At 71.1% G+C, this 15,569-nt stretch carries 18 protein-coding genes and 1 CRISPR repeat array; of the genes, 6 read left to right on the top strand and 12 right to left on the bottom strand.

Annotation, left to right across the window (positions count from 1 at the left end; all coding sequences use genetic code 11):
- The coding region (locus ACFCV8_RS30595) for a hypothetical protein (RefSeq protein ID WP_376688735.1) at positions 1 to 211 on the bottom strand (211 nt) is incomplete at its 3' end.
- A gap of 279 nt (positions 212 to 490) precedes the next feature.
- On the opposite strand from ACFCV8_RS30595, the gene ACFCV8_RS30590 reads away from it, so the two are divergent.
- Entirely contained in the window at positions 491 to 1,144 is a 654-nt protein-coding gene (locus ACFCV8_RS30590) for an HAD family hydrolase (RefSeq protein ID WP_376688734.1), read from the top strand.
- A 53-nt stretch (positions 1,145 to 1,197) separates the two neighbouring features.
- On the opposite strand, the gene ACFCV8_RS30585 is transcribed toward ACFCV8_RS30590, so the two are convergent.
- The 5 genes from ACFCV8_RS30585 to ACFCV8_RS30565 all read right to left on the bottom strand — a co-directional run bounded on the left by ACFCV8_RS30585 (position 1,198) and on the right by ACFCV8_RS30565 (position 5,198).
- Positions 1,198 to 2,064, bottom strand: coding sequence for an alpha/beta fold hydrolase (locus ACFCV8_RS30585; protein ID WP_376688733.1), 867 nt, complete (start codon positions 2,062 to 2,064; stop codon positions 1,198 to 1,200).
- Between the two features lie 272 nt (positions 2,065 to 2,336).
- Positions 2,337 to 2,897 carry a hypothetical protein gene (locus tag ACFCV8_RS30580; protein WP_376688732.1) on the bottom strand — a complete coding sequence of 187 codons (561 nt, stop codon included), beginning with the start codon at positions 2,895 to 2,897 and terminating at the stop codon, positions 2,337 to 2,339.
- Positions 2,898 to 3,150: 253 nt separating this feature from the next.
- Entirely contained in the window at positions 3,151 to 3,648 is a 498-nt protein-coding gene (locus tag ACFCV8_RS30575) for a hypothetical protein (RefSeq protein ID WP_376688731.1), read from the bottom strand.
- 267 nt (positions 3,649 to 3,915) lie between these two features.
- Positions 3,916 to 4,428: a DinB family protein gene (locus tag ACFCV8_RS30570; protein WP_376688730.1), complete on the bottom strand. Its 513-nt coding sequence runs from the start codon at positions 4,426 to 4,428 to the stop codon at positions 3,916 to 3,918.
- 188 nt (positions 4,429 to 4,616) lie between these two features.
- Positions 4,617 to 5,198 (bottom strand): hypothetical protein, encoded by a 582-nt coding sequence (locus tag ACFCV8_RS30565; RefSeq protein WP_376688729.1) that lies wholly within the window; start codon positions 5,196 to 5,198, stop codon positions 4,617 to 4,619.
- Between the two features lie 72 nt (positions 5,199 to 5,270).
- Here ACFCV8_RS30565 and ACFCV8_RS30560 point away from each other — a divergent pair, with 72 nt between their 5' ends.
- The 3 genes from ACFCV8_RS30560 (at position 5,271) to ACFCV8_RS30550 (ending at position 7,960) form a co-directional block, all read left to right on the top strand.
- Positions 5,271 to 6,467: a helix-turn-helix domain-containing protein gene (locus ACFCV8_RS30560; RefSeq protein WP_376688728.1), complete on the top strand. Its 1,197-nt coding sequence runs from the start codon at positions 5,271 to 5,273 to the stop codon at positions 6,465 to 6,467.
- A 64-nt stretch (positions 6,468 to 6,531) separates the two neighbouring features.
- Complete coding sequence (locus ACFCV8_RS30555; RefSeq protein WP_376688727.1) at positions 6,532 to 7,035, top strand: DUF6924 domain-containing protein; 504 nt, start codon at positions 6,532 to 6,534, stop codon at positions 7,033 to 7,035.
- Between the two features lie 53 nt (positions 7,036 to 7,088).
- Positions 7,089 to 7,960, top strand: a protein-coding gene (locus ACFCV8_RS30550) for an IS5 family transposase (protein ID WP_376688726.1) whose coding sequence is annotated in 2 segments (ribosomal slippage) — positions 7,089 to 7,431 and positions 7,431 to 7,960 — 873 coding nt in all. Because the reading frame shifts where the segments join, the coding sequence is not laid out codon by codon here.
- 10 nt (positions 7,961 to 7,970) lie between these two features.
- Here the strand turns inward: ACFCV8_RS30550 and ACFCV8_RS30545 are convergent.
- Entirely contained in the window at positions 7,971 to 8,540 is a 570-nt protein-coding gene (locus ACFCV8_RS30545; RefSeq protein WP_376688725.1) for a hypothetical protein, read from the bottom strand.
- Positions 8,541 to 8,743: 203 nt separating this feature from the next.
- Here ACFCV8_RS30545 and ACFCV8_RS30540 point away from each other — a divergent pair, with 203 nt between their 5' ends.
- The gene (locus tag ACFCV8_RS30540; RefSeq protein WP_376688724.1) at positions 8,744 to 9,121 is read left to right on the top strand and encodes a hypothetical protein; all 378 of its coding nucleotides are present in this window, start codon (positions 8,744 to 8,746) and stop codon (positions 9,119 to 9,121) included.
- Between the two features lie 55 nt (positions 9,122 to 9,176).
- Positions 9,177 to 9,754: a CRISPR direct-repeat array (repeat unit 28 nt; unit sequence GGACCACCCCCGCACGCGCGGGGACAAC).
- Positions 9,755 to 9,872: 118 nt separating this feature from the next.
- On the opposite strand, the gene ACFCV8_RS30535 is transcribed toward ACFCV8_RS30540, so the two are convergent.
- The 5 genes from ACFCV8_RS30535 to ACFCV8_RS30515 all read right to left on the bottom strand — a co-directional run bounded on the left by ACFCV8_RS30535 (position 9,873) and on the right by ACFCV8_RS30515 (position 14,624).
- Positions 9,873 to 10,718, bottom strand: a complete 846-nt coding sequence (locus tag ACFCV8_RS30535; RefSeq protein WP_376688723.1) for an LLM class F420-dependent oxidoreductase — start codon at positions 10,716 to 10,718, stop codon at positions 9,873 to 9,875.
- A gap of 261 nt (positions 10,719 to 10,979) precedes the next feature.
- Positions 10,980 to 11,528, bottom strand: a complete 549-nt coding sequence (locus tag ACFCV8_RS30530) for a DUF1062 domain-containing protein (protein WP_376688722.1) — start codon at positions 11,526 to 11,528, stop codon at positions 10,980 to 10,982.
- Between the two features lie 149 nt (positions 11,529 to 11,677).
- Entirely contained in the window at positions 11,678 to 12,688 is a 1,011-nt protein-coding gene (locus tag ACFCV8_RS30525; protein WP_376688721.1) for a DMT family transporter, read from the bottom strand.
- Positions 12,689 to 12,702: 14 nt separating this feature from the next.
- Positions 12,703 to 13,302, bottom strand: coding sequence for a TetR/AcrR family transcriptional regulator (locus ACFCV8_RS30520; RefSeq protein ID WP_376688720.1), 600 nt, complete (start codon positions 13,300 to 13,302; stop codon positions 12,703 to 12,705).
- A 41-nt stretch (positions 13,303 to 13,343) separates the two neighbouring features.
- Positions 13,344 to 14,624 (bottom strand): MFS transporter, encoded by a 1,281-nt coding sequence (locus ACFCV8_RS30515; RefSeq protein WP_376688719.1) that lies wholly within the window; start codon positions 14,622 to 14,624, stop codon positions 13,344 to 13,346.
- A gap of 256 nt (positions 14,625 to 14,880) precedes the next feature.
- Between ACFCV8_RS30515 and ACFCV8_RS30510 the strand changes: the two genes are divergently transcribed.
- Positions 14,881 to 15,459, top strand: a complete 579-nt coding sequence (locus ACFCV8_RS30510) for a DNA polymerase ligase N-terminal domain-containing protein (protein WP_376688718.1) — start codon at positions 14,881 to 14,883, stop codon at positions 15,457 to 15,459.
- The last annotated feature ends 110 nt before the right edge of the window (positions 15,460 to 15,569 follow it).

Raw genomic sequence — 15,569 nt, 5'->3', positions numbered from 1 at the left:
GTGGGGGGTGGGCGCAGTCGGCGCCGCCGTCCTGGGCCGCGGCGGCTCCTGCTTCTTGAGCCGTCGGAGCCCCTTGGGCCGTCGCCTCCCCTTGAGCCGTCGCCGCCCCTGCGGGCACGAGCAGCGAGAGCAGTACGGACAGTACGAGCAGGAGTGCGGAGCGGGCGGCATGCCGCCCGGATCTCTCGCGCGTGCGCGTGCGTGATCGCATGGGCATTTCCGTTCCCCCCGGAGCGGTGACACATCGGCCAGTTCAAGCCGGATGTGAGTTATTCGTAAAGAAGAGCGCACATGATGATCGCACAGGCGTCATGCCTGGTCACCGGAGTATCGGAGCCATTCTCGGAACCGTTCTCGACGCCGTGTTCCGCGTAACGGCCCTTCGGGGCTTTTCGGCCACGCACAGGGGCGGTCCCGCCCCGCTCCGGCGAGCAGGCCCGGTAGTCGCATGACGCCGCATACGGGTCGGACGGGGGCCTATTCTGACCGGATGACCACTCCTCCTGCTCCCGAACTCGTCATATTCGACTGCGACGGCGTGCTCGTCGACAGCGAGCCCATCGCCGTCCGTATCCAGGTCGAGGTAGGGGCCGAGCTGGGCTGGCCGCTGACGCCCCAGGAGGTCGTCGAGCAGTTCGTCGGCAGGTCCAACAAGTCCATCGGCGAGCTGGTCGAGGCACGGCTGCCGGGCAGCTCCGCCGCCTGGCAGCAGCGGTTCGAGGCCCTCCACCGCGCCGCCGTCGACACCGAACTCCTCGCGGTGGACGGCATCAACGAGGCACTGGCCGGGATCGCGCTCCCCACCTGTGTGGCGTCGAGCGGCAGCCACGAGAAGATGCGCCACACCCTGGGCCGTACGGGGCTCCGCGACCACTTCGAGGGCCGCATCTTCTCCGCGACCGAGGTCGCCCACGGCAAGCCGGCCCCGGACCTCTTCCTCCACGCGGCCGCCCGGATGGGCGTCAGCCCTGCCGCGTGCGTCGTCGTCGAGGACAGCAAGTACGGCGTCCAGGCGGCGCGTTCGGCCGGGATGCGCGCACTCGGCTACGCGGGCGGGCTCACCCCGGCGCACTGGCTGGAGGGCCCGGACACCGTCGTCTTCGACGACATGCGCAAGCTCCCGGCCCTCCTCGCCGGACTCTGAGCACGGGCGCCCTCGGGCCCCGCCCCCTCCGCCCTTCCCGGCTCGGGTCAGGGTCAGGATTCGTCGGCGTGCAGGAGCGCGGCGACGTCGGCCAGGACCCGGGCCGCCGGTGTCGGGTCGACCATCCACTTCAGGTGGCTGCTGGTGAGCGTACGGACGTCGTAGGGGTTGTCCGGCGTCAGCGCGTCCCCTTCGCGGATCATCCGGTCCTGCATGGCGAGCGGCACGCTGGTGTCCTCCGTCAGCCGGACGTACGTCCTGGGAATCCGGCCCCAGGTGTCGGGCCGCGCCCGGACGTCGGGGGTGCCGACGTCGAGGTTCTCGTCGGGCTGGAAGGTGTTGAGGAAGACCATGAACTCCTCGTCCGTACCGTCGGCGAGGAACGCCGCCTTGAAGGCCGCGAGGACAGCGGGGTCGGCGGTGCGGAAGTTGGAGCGCAGCAGCCCGAGCTCGGCGGGGTTCCCGACCATCGCCGACGCCAGCCCCGCGGCGTCGACCGTGGCCATCTCGGGCTCGGCGTAGTAGGCGCCGATGCCGAGGTCGACGGGGCACCAGGCGGAGACGTAGACAATGCGGTCGATCAGGTCGGGCCGCTGGTTGGCCGCGACGGTGGCCGTCATGCCGCCACGGCTGTGCGAGACGAGGACGACGGGCCCGTTCCGCTTGGCCCGCTCCAGTATCCCGATGAGATGTGCGGCGTTGTCGGCGAGCGTGACGCCCTTGATGGCCCCGGGTTCGGTCGCGAGCCCTTCGAGATCCTGCGGCGCCTGATAGGACCGCGGATACGTCGCGGCGAACCCGTGCCCCGGAAGGTCGATGGCCACCGAACGGTGCCCGAGGAGGCCCAGTTCGGCCTGGAGCGGCGCGAAGGAGAAGGAGTTCGCGAAAGCTCCGTGGACCAGTACGAATGTCGGCTGCATCTCTCTCCACTCACTTTCCGGCTGCCCGGCTGCCCGGTTCCGGCTGTCTGACTGTCCGGCTCTGTCCGGTCCTCGCGCGGAACGGGCGTCGGCGGCCGGGCCGGAGTCACCGGGGCACCGCGCGAAGGGCCGCCCACCATCCGATGGTGCACAGTACTCAGCGAAGATCATCCGCACTACCCAGTTCCGCCGCCGCCTTCTTGCGCTCCCGCGCGTGATCCGGGGGCGAGCGGCCGGTGGGGACGAGTCGGGGTCGGAGGGCGCCGAGCGGATCAGCCGTGGAGAGTGACGTGAGGCAGCGGGCGACCAGTGGCGTCGAACAACGCGGCTCCGCAGTCGCAGTGCTCGTCGGCCAGGGTCTGGCCCGACGGCAATTCCCAGACCAGCATCTGCGAGCAGTCCGGGCAGTCCAGGCTGACCAGGGTCTCCTCGGATTCCGAGCCCCAGGCCCGCACCGGGAGGTCCTGGTGCGTCAACCCGGTCGGCTCGCGCCCATCGGTCAGCGCGACCAGTACCTCGTAGGTGTCGGTGCCGTTCTCCCACACCATGAGCGTGCAGCGGAGATCTGCCAGCACACCGGACAGGTGATCGAGCTGACGGACCGGCACATCACCGCGGCTCAGAGTCGGGTCGGTCTCGGCCGCCCGGTAGACGACGTCGGTATCGACGTCCGTCGGCTCAGTGCCGAAGGCCCGCACCCGACCGGCCACGAACGCGGCCAGCTGGCCCGGGTAGTCCTCACCGGCCCAGTCCATCGTGAACATCACGCTGTCGACGTGAACACCCCGGGCCCGTTCGCCGGGGCTCAGGACCAGCTCTTCCAGTTCTGTCACGACGATCACGCTATCAACTTCCGGGCAACGGACGGCCGTTGTCGTACGTGACCGGCATCAGCCTCTGCACCTGCCTTCGCGGCCCCTGAATCACGCGGCACCCGGCGAACGCCAGACCGGTGGTGACGATCGCAGCGCACATGAGTGGTGAGACCAGGAGGCCGCGCGGGCAGGCGAATGGTCGGGGGCGGCGCCGGGGGCAGGCCGCCCGGCGATGGGTGGCGGAGTCGCGATGCCACGACAAGCGGCTCGTTTACTCGTCCTCGATGCCCTCGACGTCGACAGGCTGCGTGCCGTTGAAGGTCACCAGGATTCCGTAGGGGTCCGCCAGCCGGAACCTGCTCTCGGTGAACCGGATTGCCCAGGTCCGGTCGGCCCACACCACTGCTTCCGGAGCCGCCAACGGCAACTCCGGAAGATCCAGCCAGCTCAGCTCCTCGGATGTGAGTCCAAAGTGCCGCTCCCGGAGCCGCGTCCGGCAGTACCGCGCGGCGCGGTCGACGAAGACGTCGAACCGGCTCACGACGTCGTGAGCGAGTTGGAGGGTGACCTCTTCGGGCGGCGCGGCCGGCTCCATCACCAGACTGATATCCACCGCGTTGCCGCCCGCCGGCTCCGGGAAGGAGCCGGTCCAGCAGGCCAAGGACGGAGGGCTCTCCGTCCGTTCCCACGCAAGCCCGGCGATACGCAGCGTTGCAGGCAGGTCCACACCAACGCTCGGGATACTTGGCAGTTCGCCGTCGTCCGACATCGGCTCAGCATATGCCGGGTCCCATCACGCCGAATGCCCGCCGACCGGGACACACGGTGACCGCGCGCCCACCTTCCACTCCCGAGCCGGACCCTGTCCGCGCGACCTCCCCGGGTGCCCGCCCGGCCGACCGGGGCGCCCTCTGAAGAGGGGCCGCGGAACGGAGTTCGCCGTGCCGGAGAGCGTCGAGAAGCACCCGAACCCGCGGATTACCCGGGCCGCGGGCAACCCGCGGCCCGGCCCGACGACGCGCCCGATCCGCAGGCGTTATACGCCGGTGGTGCCGTCGATGCGCTCCCGGAGCAGGTCGGCGTGGCCGTTGTGGCGGGCGTACTCCTCGATCATGTGGACGTAGATCCAGCGGAGGCTGACGTCCTGCTCCATGAAGCGGCCGGTGTCGGTCAGGGCCCGGTCGGCGCAGTTCTCGCGGGCGCGGGCGATCTCCGCCTGCCAGGTGTCCAGGGCGTCGCGCAGGGTGGCGCCCTCGGCCAGCTCGAAGCCGCCGTCGGGGGCATCGGGGTCGGCCTGCGGGTCGTAGATGGGCGGGACCCGTTCTCCGGCGAACACTCGGCGGAACCAGTTCCGCTCCACCTCCGCCATGTGCTGGACAAGGCCGGTCAGAGTGAAGGCGGACGGCGGGACGGACGCGACGGCAGCCTTCTCGTCGTCCAGGCCCTCGCACTTCATGGCGAGGGTGGTGCGATGGAAGTCGAGCCAGCTTCCGAGCGTGGTGTGCTCGTCGGCGTTCAAGGGCGGCATGGGGCGTTCGATGATGGCCATCGGCCAATTATCGCCAGCGGCCGGACCCGCCGACGTGCAGGACCTCACAACGAGGCGAACAATGCCTGATACGGCACCAGGAGTCGTGCTCCGGGCGCAGTTCCCGGTGCCGGACCACGTCCACGTGCGCGGGGACGACGTGATCGTGATCCGCCGCAGCTCAGTGCTCAGTGCTCAGTGCTCAGTGCTCAGCGGAAGATCATCCGCGCTACCCGGTTCCGCCGCCGCCCCAGCAGCGCCGCCTGCTCCCGCTTCAGCCGGTCGAAGCTCTCCCGTACGTAGCGACGTATCTCCGTCATCGGAAAGGGCGACGGGGGCCGTTCGACGGCGAGATCGCCCTGCTCCCAGCGGGTGACGGCGATCTCGTGCCAGGAGGCGTGCGCGTACACCTCCATCAGGATCGGCGGCATGTGCGGCTCCGACAGGAGATCCGCCTTGTTCACCAGGATGTCCCGCATGGCCCGGTGGTTGGGCAGGAACACCTTGGCGATCCACAACCGCCATTCGGCCAGCTCCTCGTCGGTGGGAGGAAGCTCCTCCGGTCCGTGATCCATGGGCGAGCGGCCGTCCGGGCGGGGGTGTCGCTCGGCGAAGGCGCGGTACACCCGGTTGTTGATCTCGACCAGCGCGAGGAGCGGACCGTAGAACTCGCTCAACTGCCGGTTCACCCGCGCCAGTCGCTCCTGCCGCTGCGCCAGCCGCAGACCGTTCAGATAGGTCACGAGATACCCGGCGAACGCCAGGCCGATGGTGACGATCGCAGCGCTCATGAGTGGTGAGACTAAGGGTGCCTGCCCGACCGGGGGTACCTTCTGAAGAGGGGCCTCAGAACGGAGTTCGCCGTGCCGGAGAGCGTCGAGGAGCACCCGGGCTCGCGGGTTGCCCGGATCCGCAGACAACGCGGGCTGACCCAGCAGGGGTTGGCGATGCGCGCCCATGTCTCCAGCTCTCTGCTGTCGAAGGTCGAGTGCGGGCAGAGACCTGCTTCCCCGGCGCTCGTCGCGGCCTGTGCCCGCGCGCTGGGCGTCTCGACCTCGGACCTGCTGGGACAGCCGTATGCGGAGGAGTTGCGCCGCGACCGGATGGACGCGTTGATCCAGCCGATCCGCGAGGGCCTGGAGAACTGGGACGTCGCACTCGACTGGCAGACGGCGCCCCGTCCCGTCGCCCGCATCCGGGCCGATGTCCGGCGGGCCCTGGTGCAGCGCCGCCAGGCGCAGTACACGGACATGGTCCGCGACCTGCCGGGACTGATCGACGAGTCGGTCCAGGCCGTGCACACCAGCACGGGCGAGGAGCAGCGACTGGCCCACGAATGCCTGGCGGGAACCTTCCGGTGCGTGTTCACCGTGGCGTGGAACTTCGGCTACGTCGACCTCGCCACCGTCGCGCTGGACCGGCTGGCATGGGCCGCGCCGCGCGCCGACGAGCCGGGGCTGGCCGCAATGCACGCCTACCTGCGGGCGCAGACGACGATGTCCTCGGGACGTTACGACGTCGGCGTACGCGTGATCGACCGGGCGCTGCGGGATCTCGACGGCCAGGACGCGCGACGCCCCGACGGACTCGACGCGATGCGCGGAGTGATGCACCTCCGGGTCGCGGTGATCGCAGGGCGCATGAAGGACCGGGAACACGCTGACGCCAGACTGGCCGAGGCCCGTACGATCGCCCGGACGACCGGCGAGCTGCCCGACTTCGGGGTGACCTGGGGTCCGACGAACGTCGGGGTCCACGCGGTGGCCATCGCCTCGGAGATGGACGACTTCGGGCGCGCGGTGGAGCTCGCCGAGGACGTACGGATTCCTCGTGGCTGGACGCGCTCGCGGGCCGGACACCACTGGATGGACCTCGGGCGCGCCCACGTATGGGCGGGCCACGCGGAACAGGCACTGGACTGCCTGCAACGGGCCCGGCGGATCGCCCCGCAGCAGACCCGCTACCACCCGACGGTGCGCGAGAGCGTGCTGGCCCTCAAGCGGCGCGACCGGACCCGGAGCAGCACACTGACGCGGTATGCGGAGTGGGTCGGGATCTAGGCCGTTTCTTCTGGAGCACTCCCGCAGGGGCTGGTTGTCAGTGCGGGGTGGGAGAGTCCCGGGCATGACGTTGCCAGAGGACCTTGAGCGAGTGCTTCCTGAGATCGGACGCGACTTGTTCGACGTTCTCGTCATCAGGACCGACTTCAGCGACGACGAGGCGTGGAACGCGGTGGTTGGGGAGTTGCAGCGGCCGTGGGGGCCAAGCGGTGAGTTCGCCGCAGCCGTGCAGCTGGTCGATGCGCCTGCTTGGTCAGGAGCAACGGCCGACGAGGTTCTTGCCGCCGTGGTGGATGAGGAGCTGCTTGTCGTCTTCCTCGCTGACCGCGGCACGATGAAGTCGCCGGCGCGGGCGTTGCTGGCTCTGTCGACTGTCTGGGAAGACGTGAGTGGCCTTGACCCCGTCCATTACCAGGAACTCATCGAGTCGCCGGAGCCCAGGAAGTTTCGAGCCGTGCCCGCGTCGGTGCACGGCGTCCAGGTTGACCTGGCGCTCGGCAACGTGGACTTCGCAGAGTACGCCGGGGCTGCTTCCGCAGAGCCTGATCAGGTACTGCGGCCTGTCTGACCGGTACGGCGGGCGGCCGTTGCCTCGGCAGATACTGAGTCGTTCGTTGGGGCATGTCGTTGAGTGATGCGCAGTGGGCGCGGATCGAGCCGTTGCCGCCGGATCGGACGCCGAGGCGGGGCGGGCAGTGGCTGGATCACCGGCAGGTGATCGACGCGATCGCGTTCAAGTACCGCACCGGGATTCCGTGGGTGGACCTGCCTGAGCACTTCGGTTCGTGGAAGGGCGTCCACAACAGGCCGCGGAAGTGGGCAGCTGACGGCACCTGGAAAAGGGTCTTCACGAACCTCCTCGCCCAGGCTGATGCCGAGGGCGATCTGGACTGTGTCGTCGCGGTCGACTCCACGGTGGTTCGTGCTCACCAGCACGCGGCCGGGGCCCGCAAAGAGGGGCCCTGGTCGAGGAACCAGACCATCATGCGCTGGGACGGTCGCGTGGTGGGCCGACAACGAAGATCCACCTGGCGGCCGACAGCCGCTGCCGCCCGCCGGCCTTCGTAATTACCCCCGGCCAGGCTGGCGATGCCCCGGCATTCCCGGACGTGATGACGGGGATTCGGGTGCCTCGGCCGGTCGGCAGCCCCCGAACAACGCCCACCGCGGTCCTCGCGGACAAAGCATATTCATCTCGCGCGATCCGCACCTACCTGCGACATTGTGGGATCCGGGCGGTGATTCCCCAGCCCGTCGACCAGGCAGCGAATCGCAAGCGGCTTGGCAGCCGCGGTGGACGCCCTCCGGCATTCGCGCGCGAAGCGCACAAACAGCGGAACACGGTCGAGCGGGGCATCAACAAGATCAAGCAATGGCGCGGCCTGGCCACCCGCTACGACAAGACCGCAACCGTCTACCTTGCTGCACTTCACGTTGCAGGGATCTACATCTGGTCAGGAAGGGAACCCGAGGTGTTCAGGTCTGCGTCCTGAGGGTGACGCTCTACCAATGGTGCCAAACTTCTGCGGGGGCGATGTCCCAGGAGGTACCCGCAATCGTCCCCGTATTGAAAAACAGGGCCCAGGTCACAGCTGTGTCACCGGCACGCTGGGCGCCAAGCTCGATCTCGAAGCCTTCAACGAACAGGTCTCCTCCTGGACTGGATTGCAGGCCGAGGTCCTGCTCGAGCGCATAGGTTTCCATGTCTTGGTAGAGCTCCGATGGCACGCGACCGATCAGGCGGATACCCTCATGGGTTACCTGCGGGCCAAGCAGGCCATCGACCAGCACACACGTCAGGCCCGCGCCTTCGATGAAATAGCACTTCACCCCGCCTGGCCGGCTCCAGGCCACCGGTCTGGGCTTGAGGAACTCGATGCGCCACTGAGTACGGCCTGTCGAGTGCCAGCCCCCCATGTCGCTCTGCTCCGCGGCGAAGCCGCACGCCGCCATGACGGTGACGGCCTCCTCCCGATCCATCCCGAAGCGCAGTGGTCCAATGGTCTGACGTGGGACATACGTCCACTGATCTCGCTCGGAGTCCCCGAGCACCGTCCAATAATCCGTGTTCACGACCTGATGATCGTCCAAGCCGTCGACTTCGGCACGCTTCGGCCGGAAGATCCGAATGAAACGCCCCAGCACCTCTCGGGATCGCGGAGTTGCACAGTTCAGTGCAACTTCCGCACACCGCGCACCGGCAACCTGGCAACACGTCGGCTTCCTCGTTTCCGCACACCGGTCCGGGGCAAGCCCCATGCCAACAGGAGCCCGAAGTGCCTCACCGCGTCACCACCCATGTCACCCCTAACCCCTCCGCGACAAGCTCGGCGGACCGGATGCGTCTCCTCCCGTGGACCGGCGCGGCAGGACAGCCGTGCTACCTCTCCGGCGACGGCAACGGATTGATCGCGCATCTCGCGGACGACGTGGAGGCGACCCAACTCGGCTTGGCCGGAGAGGTCATGGCGGAAGCCCTGCGCGTACTCGCCGATCGCTCATGGACTCCCGGCGAACTCCACCTTCTCGCTGCACAGCTGAACGAGTCGCTGACACGCGTGCACCGCATCGCGGTGAGCAGGGGCGCGAGGCTGCCGTCGCCCGTCGCCGCCGAAGACCTCGACGCTCCGGCCGGCGAGGACGACGAGCCGTGAGCAGCTTGCCCAGCACGCCCGGGGACAGCGCCACCGCCGTTTGCGAACCCCGCCGCCCCGGACCCCCGCATGCGCGGGGACAACTCGCCCACGACGGTGAGGCGTACCTCGTGTGCCGGACCACCCCCGCACGCGCGGGGACAACTCACCCACGCAACGCGGCCACCAACCGAATCGGGGACCACCCCCGCACGCGCGGGGACAACACCTACCAGTCCACCGACGGCCGCCCGCTCCACGGACCACCCCCGCACGCGCGGGGACAACAGCCTCAGCGTCCTGATCCTCTGCTCGGCCACCGGACCACCCCCGCACGCGCGGGGACAACTCACCCACGCAACGCGGCCACCAACCGAATCGGGGACCACCCCCGCACGCGCGGGGACAACACCTACCAGTCCACCGACGGCCGCCCGCTCCACGGACCACCCCCGCACGCGCGGGGACAACAGCCTCAGCGTCCTGATCCTCTGCTCGGCCACCGGACCACCCCCGCACGCGCGGGGACAACGCGCCGGGGCACGAGGGTCCGCCTGCCGCGCACGGACCACCCCCGCACGCGCGGGGACAACGCCTCGGCCGGGGCGATGCTGCTGTACAGGTACGGACCACCCCCGCACGCGCGGGGACAACACTTGTTGAGCTGGGGCTTTGTCGGGTGGGGTGGCTGTTTTCGTTTGGTTGTTTCCGGGCTGTGCCGGCCTGGGCGGCATCCACACCCGCGCCCGCACCGCTGCACTCGTCGCAGAGGTCAGAGGAACTTCGCGTACGCGTCCAGGGTGCGCAGGACCTCCGGCTCCTCCGCCGAGGGGAGCTGGAGGACGGCCTCCTCGATGCCCAGGTCCGCGTAGTGGGACAGCTTGCCGGGGGTCGGGAGGACGGCGTACGGGACGACCTGGAGGTGCTTCGGGTCGCGGCCGGCCGCCTCCCAGGCCGTGCGGAGCTTGGGGAGGGAGTCGGCCAGGCCCGCGCCGCCGATCGGGAGCCAGCCGTCGGTGTACTCCGCGATGTGCGCGAAGAGCTTGGGGCCCGCCGTGCCGCCGATCAGGGTGCGGGGGCCGTTCACCGGGCCGCGCGGCCGCTGTGCGGGCTTCGGGTACGCGTCGCTCGCCCGGACCGAGCCGAACTCGCCGTCGTACGCCTTGGGTTGGTCCGCCCACAGGGCCTGCATCAGGGCGAGGCGGTCGCGGACCAGTGCGCGGCGGGCGGGCCAGTCAACACCGTGGTCCGCGGCCTCCTCGACGTTCCAGCCGTAGCCGACGCCCAGCGTGAAGCGGCCGCCGGAGACGTGGTCGAGGGTGGCGACCTGCTTGGCCAGGGCGATCGGGTCGTGCTGGGCGACCAGGGTGATGCCGGTGCCCAGCGTGAGGTTTTCGGTGACGGCGGCGGCCTGGGCCAGGGCGACGAAGGGGTCCAGGGTGCGGCCGTACTCGGCGGGGAGGTCGCCGCCCGGCGGGTACGGGGTGTCCCGGCTCACCGGGATGTGGGTGTGCTCGGGCAGGTAGAGGCCGCCGAAGCCGCGCTGTTCGAGCTCATGGGCGAGCCGCAGCGGGCTGATCGTCCGGTCGGTGAGGAAGATGGTCGTGCCGATCCGCATGTGAGGACACCTCCGTCGTGCACCAGTGACCTGGTGATCGGACCCCAACGTATGCCGTGCGGTGCGGAAAGGGAGGGGATGCCGGTGAATGGATGCCGGTAAATGGACGCGGGTGAACGGATACGGGTGAACCGATACGGGAGGGGCGCGGGGCGGAGCCCGGCTTCTGCGCGTCGCCGTCGCCACCACCGCCACCGCCACCACCGCCGCCGCCGCCCCGGGCAGGGAGCGGCGGCGGGAGCAGCGGCAACAGGGCCCGGCTCAGCGCTTCAGCGTGAAGGTGAAGTCACCGGAGAGCTTTCCGGTCAGGCGGACCGCCGAGACGAGCTTCCCCGCCTCGACCAGCCGCTCCGCCTCGGCCCGGGCCAGACCGCAGCCCTGGGCGATCAGCCGGACCGGCCGGACCGGTATCCGCGCCGCGAACCGGACCGACACATCGATCACCTCGCGGTCCGTGCCGACCGGGCCGCCGGTGTCGAGGCGCCAGGCGCCGGTCCAGTCGAGGGCGATGCGGTTGCGCCGCAACATGGCTGGTTCCTGGAGGAGTTCGGCTGCCAGGGCGGGGTCGTTGTCGTGCATCCGGTCCAGCGTTCCGGGCCGTACGGAGCGCACGTTCGTCCGCTCCAGAACCGTCAGCTTCGTGGTCTCCCCGCAGGTGGCGCAGAGCGCGAGGAGCCAGACGTCGATGAGCTTGTGGTTCGCGTTGACCCGGAACTTGCCGTGCGTCCGGAAACGTTCGGACGCGCACACATGGCAACGGCGCAGGACGAGCGGCAGGCAGGTGGGCATGACCACCCAGTTTTCGAGCACAGGAGTACACCGGCTTCAGTGAGAAATCCGCAGCAAAAAGGAGCGCGGCGCACAGACGGCGACGCGCGACAGATCAGCTCTCGGGAGGTCTCACGCGATGTACAACGGGATGCCCTTCGCCTGGACAACTGTGGTCGGCAGCAGGGTAGTTACGGACGCGAAGCCGCTCCACCGGATTTCGGGGCGGACTCGGGCAGGAGGGCGGGGTCGGACATGGGGTCGGGGCCGGGTGCGGGGGTGCGGGAGCGCGCCGGGCGGGAGGGGGTGGTGAGTACGGCGAGGCAGGCGAGGACGAGGGCGATGCCCGCCCAGCCGAGCGCGGGCAGCTCCTCGCCCACGACCAGCACCGCGAGCACCGCCGCCACGGCGGGCTCCAGCAGGGTCAGCGTCGTCGCCGTGCTGACCGGAATCCGGGCGAGGCCGTAGCCGAAGAGGACGTAGCCGGTGAACATCGGGACCACGGCCATGTAGAGGCCGACGCCCGCGTTGGTCCAGGAGGCCGTGAGCGGTGCTCCGGTGGCCGCCAGGACCGGGAGCAGCATCAGCCCGCCGAGGCCGAACACGGCGCCCATGGCCGCCCGCGCGGGGACGTCCTGGGTGATCAGGCGGTGCGCGGCCCAGGCGTACCCGGCGTAGGTGACTCCCGCGACCAGGCCGAGGCCCACGCCCAGGACGGTCCGCCCGGCGGAGCCCGTACCGGCGGGGCCGCCGTGGACGGCCTCGGCGGCGCAGAGCAGGACCGTACCCGCCAGGCCCAGGGCGGCGCCCGCCAGCCAGCGCCGGGACAGCCGTCTGCCGTCGGCCAGCCGCTCGATCAGCGCCGAGGCGGGCGGGGCCGAGCCGAGGGACACGACCGTGCCGACCGCGACCCCGGCCAGGTGCATCGAGGTGTAGAACGCCAGCGGGTACAGGGCCACGCCCACGCCCCCGACGAGTACGGTCGGCCACCGCGCCGCCAGCCGGTCCCGGGACCGTGCGATGCGGCGCCCCGCCACCGCCGCCTGGAGCAGTCCGCCCAGGCCCATCGCGGCGGCGCCGATCGCCAGCGGGCCCACCCCGGGCGCGAGGGTGGCCGCGGTGCCGGTGGTGCCCCAGAGCACGGAGGCCAGCAGCACGGCGAGCGCGCCCGCCCCGGCCCCGGCGGTCCGTGTGGCCCTCACCCCCAGGCCCCCGGTCACAGGGCTGTCAGCAGGGACGATGCCAGTTCCCTGGCGTGCCGGACGCGGGTGGAGTCGCCCTCCAGGCCCGCCCGGACCACGGCTCCCTCCAGCAGGAACGCCAGGTGCTCCGCGATGCGCGGGGCCTGCTCCTCCCGGCCGGGCAGCAGCTCCCGCAGATGGGTGGCGAGGAGGCCCTCGACCTCTTCCTTGTGCGCGCGGACGACGGCGCGGCCCGGGTGCCCGGCGGGCAGTTCGGCGGCGGCGTTGAGCAGTCCGCAGCCCCGGAAGCCGTGCTCGTAGGCCAGTTCGGCGTGGTCGGCGTACGCGTCGAAGACGGCCAGCACGGCCGCCGCCGGTCCGGGGCCGGCCGTGGCCAGCCGCCGCTCGTAGAGGCCGAGCCATTCCTCGTGCCGGGCCGTGAGATAGGCGCCGACCAGGTCGGCCTTGGAGTCGAAGTTGTTGTAGAGGCTCATCTTCGCGACCCCGGCCTCGGCCGTGATCGTGTCGATCCCCGTCGCCGTCACCCCGTCCGCGTAGAAGCGGCGCGCGGCGGCGTCGAGGATCCGGCCGCGCGCCGCCCCGCGCCGCCGCTTCACCGGTCGCTGTCCGTCCACGCCGTCCGCCTCCCTCGACCAGGTTAATTAGGTAGACCAGTCTACCCAACATTGGATGCGGTGACTTTCGTGCGGGACGGGCCGATGCCGAGTCGGCGGGCGCAGGTCCGGTTCTGCACCACCGCCAGGCCCGCGACCGCCGCCCCGAGCGCCAGCCAGCCCACCGGACCGGCGGCCATCACCACCCCGGTGAGCAGCGGCGGCCCGGCGGACTTCTGGATGGACTGCGACATCCCCGCCACCCCCAGGTACGCGGCGCGGGCATCCTCCGGGGCGAGCAGCACCGCCAGCTCCCAGGAACTCACCGAGCGCATCAGTTCCGCCAGCGTCACCAGCAGCGCCGCGGCGAGCAGCACCACCGCGGCCGCCCACGCCCCGCCCCGGGTGGCCAGCGCCATGAAGGCGCAGCAGCCCAGCATCAGGCCCCCGTACAGCAGCAGCGCCCGGGTCGCGCGGCGCGGGCCCTCGGCGCGCTTCGACACGCTCAGCTGGAGCACCACGACCAGCACGGTGTTGAGGACGAGGAAGGCCGGGACCAGGGCGTGCGGCGCGGAGGTCCGGCTCACCAGCCACAGCGGCAGGCCGACGCCGAGGACGGAGTCGTCGAGGTTCATCGGGATGTCCAGCAGGACGAAGCGCAGGTAGCCCCGGTCCCGCCAGGGGCCCGGCCCCTTCGCCGGACCGCCGCCCGCCGGGGCCCGGGGCACCGGGGCCGGGGCCGGTTCGGCGGTGCGCCACACCAGCCCGGCGGCGACGACGAAGGAGAGCGCGTTGCCCAGGATCAGGGCGCGGTACGCGTCGGTGGTGCCCACCGCCAGGCCGAGGGCGGCGAGCCCGGCGCCGACGCCGTAGCCCGCGTTGGCGGCGCTGCGCGACAGCGCCTGGTAGGCCACCCGCCGTTCGCCGGCCGCCCGGGTGGCGAAGAGCATCTCCAGGGTCTTCGCGGCCCTGTCCCCCAGGTACGTCACGGCGACGACCGGGAGCAGTGCCCCGAAGCTCGTGCAGGCCAGGATCAGGGCGAGGGTCACCAGCCGGAGGAGGTGGCAGCCGATCAGCAGCGTGCGCACCGGGAGGCGGCCGGCCAGCCGCCCGGCCAGCGGCGATCCGGCGATGCCCGCGATTCCGGCGGTGCCCAGCAGGATGCCGATCTGCTGGGCGCTCAGGTGCGTGACGAAGGTGAGGTAGAGGACCGAGGACGCGGCCCACAGCCCCGAGCCGGTCCGGTCCACGGCCAGGGCGAGCAGCATGATCCGGGCGTCGCGGCCGCCGGGTGGATCGCGCAGCTGGGCCAGCAGCCCGGGCCCGCCGCCGCCCGCGCGCACCCCCCTGCCGTTCCTACCGCCCCTGCCACCCGTACCGCTCCTGCCACCCTTGCAGCTCGCGCCGCCCTTGCCGCCTCGCCGCATCACGCGCTCCCCCCGGGGTCTCGAACCCCGGGAAGCCTGCCCGGCAAACACTCTCGATGTCAAGATAATCGACGGCGAGATACTTGATGGCGAGATATCTGCGGTGCGGCGCGGGGACGGGTGCGGCACAGTGGAAGGGACCACCGGGCGGGGCGGCCGGAGGAGGTGTCGGATGGACAGGACCGGCAATGGCGGACCGGCGGACCCGGCCCCCTGCTTCGTCGTACAGATCCACCAGGCACGGCGCATGCACTTCGACTTCCGGCTGGAGGTCGGGGGCGTACTGAAGTCCTGGGCCGTGCCGCGCGGTCCCTCGGAGAACCCCCGGGTGCGGCGGCTGGCCGTGCCGACCGAGGACCACCCGCTGGAGTACCGCACCTTCGAGGGCGTGATCGCCGAGGGCGAGTACGGCGGCGGCACCGTCATCGTCTGGGACCAGGGCACCTACCGCCCGCTCAGCCACGACAGGTGGGGGTCACCCGTGCCGTTCGAGCAGGCCCTGGAGGAGGGGCACGCGACGTTCTGGCTCGACGGGACCAAGCTGCACGGCGAGTTCGCCCTCACCCGCTTCAAGGGGGGCGACGGGACCTCCGCCCCCGGCGAGGAGGTGTGGCTGCTGATCAAGGCCAAGGACGGCCGGGCCACCCAGGCCGACCCGGACGTCCCCGACCCCTACCGCGCCCGCTCCGCGCGTACGGGGCGGACCCTCGCCCAGGTCGCGGCCGAGGAGGGCGGCGGCGCGTCGCCCTGATCCCTGACCGCGCGCCTTCCGCCACCGCCCCCGACCGCTCCCCGGACCGGACCGGGCCGGACCGGGCCGGGCCGGGCCGGACCGGGCCGCCGACGGTGCCGTCACGGTGG

The sequence above is a fragment of the Streptomyces sp. NPDC056347 genome (assembly GCF_042262625.1).
Taxonomy (GTDB): Bacteria; Actinomycetota; Actinomycetes; order Streptomycetales; family Streptomycetaceae; genus Streptomyces.
The sequence above is the reverse complement of the archived record's forward strand: the minus strand, read 5'-3'. Positions and strand labels throughout refer to the sequence as shown.

Coding starts and splice junctions, on each gene's coding strand:
- ACFCV8_RS30590 (WP_376688734.1), top strand. CDS start 491: ATGACCACTCCTCCTGCTCCCGAACTCGTCATATTCGACTGCGACGGC.
- ACFCV8_RS30585 (WP_376688733.1), bottom strand. CDS start 2,064: ATGCAGCCGACATTCGTACTGGTCCACGGAGCTTTCGCGAACTCCTTC.
- ACFCV8_RS30575 (WP_376688731.1), bottom strand. CDS start 3,648: ATGTCGGACGACGGCGAACTGCCAAGTATCCCGAGCGTTGGTGTGGAC.
- ACFCV8_RS30570 (WP_376688730.1), bottom strand. CDS start 4,428: ATGGCCATCATCGAACGCCCCATGCCGCCCTTGAACGCCGACGAGCAC.
- ACFCV8_RS30565 (WP_376688729.1), bottom strand. CDS start 5,198: ATGAGCGCTGCGATCGTCACCATCGGCCTGGCGTTCGCCGGGTATCTC.
- ACFCV8_RS30555 (WP_376688727.1), top strand. CDS start 6,532: ATGACGTTGCCAGAGGACCTTGAGCGAGTGCTTCCTGAGATCGGACGC.
- ACFCV8_RS30535 (WP_376688723.1), bottom strand. CDS start 10,718: ATGCGGATCGGCACGACCATCTTCCTCACCGACCGGACGATCAGCCCG.
- ACFCV8_RS30510 (WP_376688718.1), top strand. CDS start 14,881: ATGGACAGGACCGGCAATGGCGGACCGGCGGACCCGGCCCCCTGCTTC.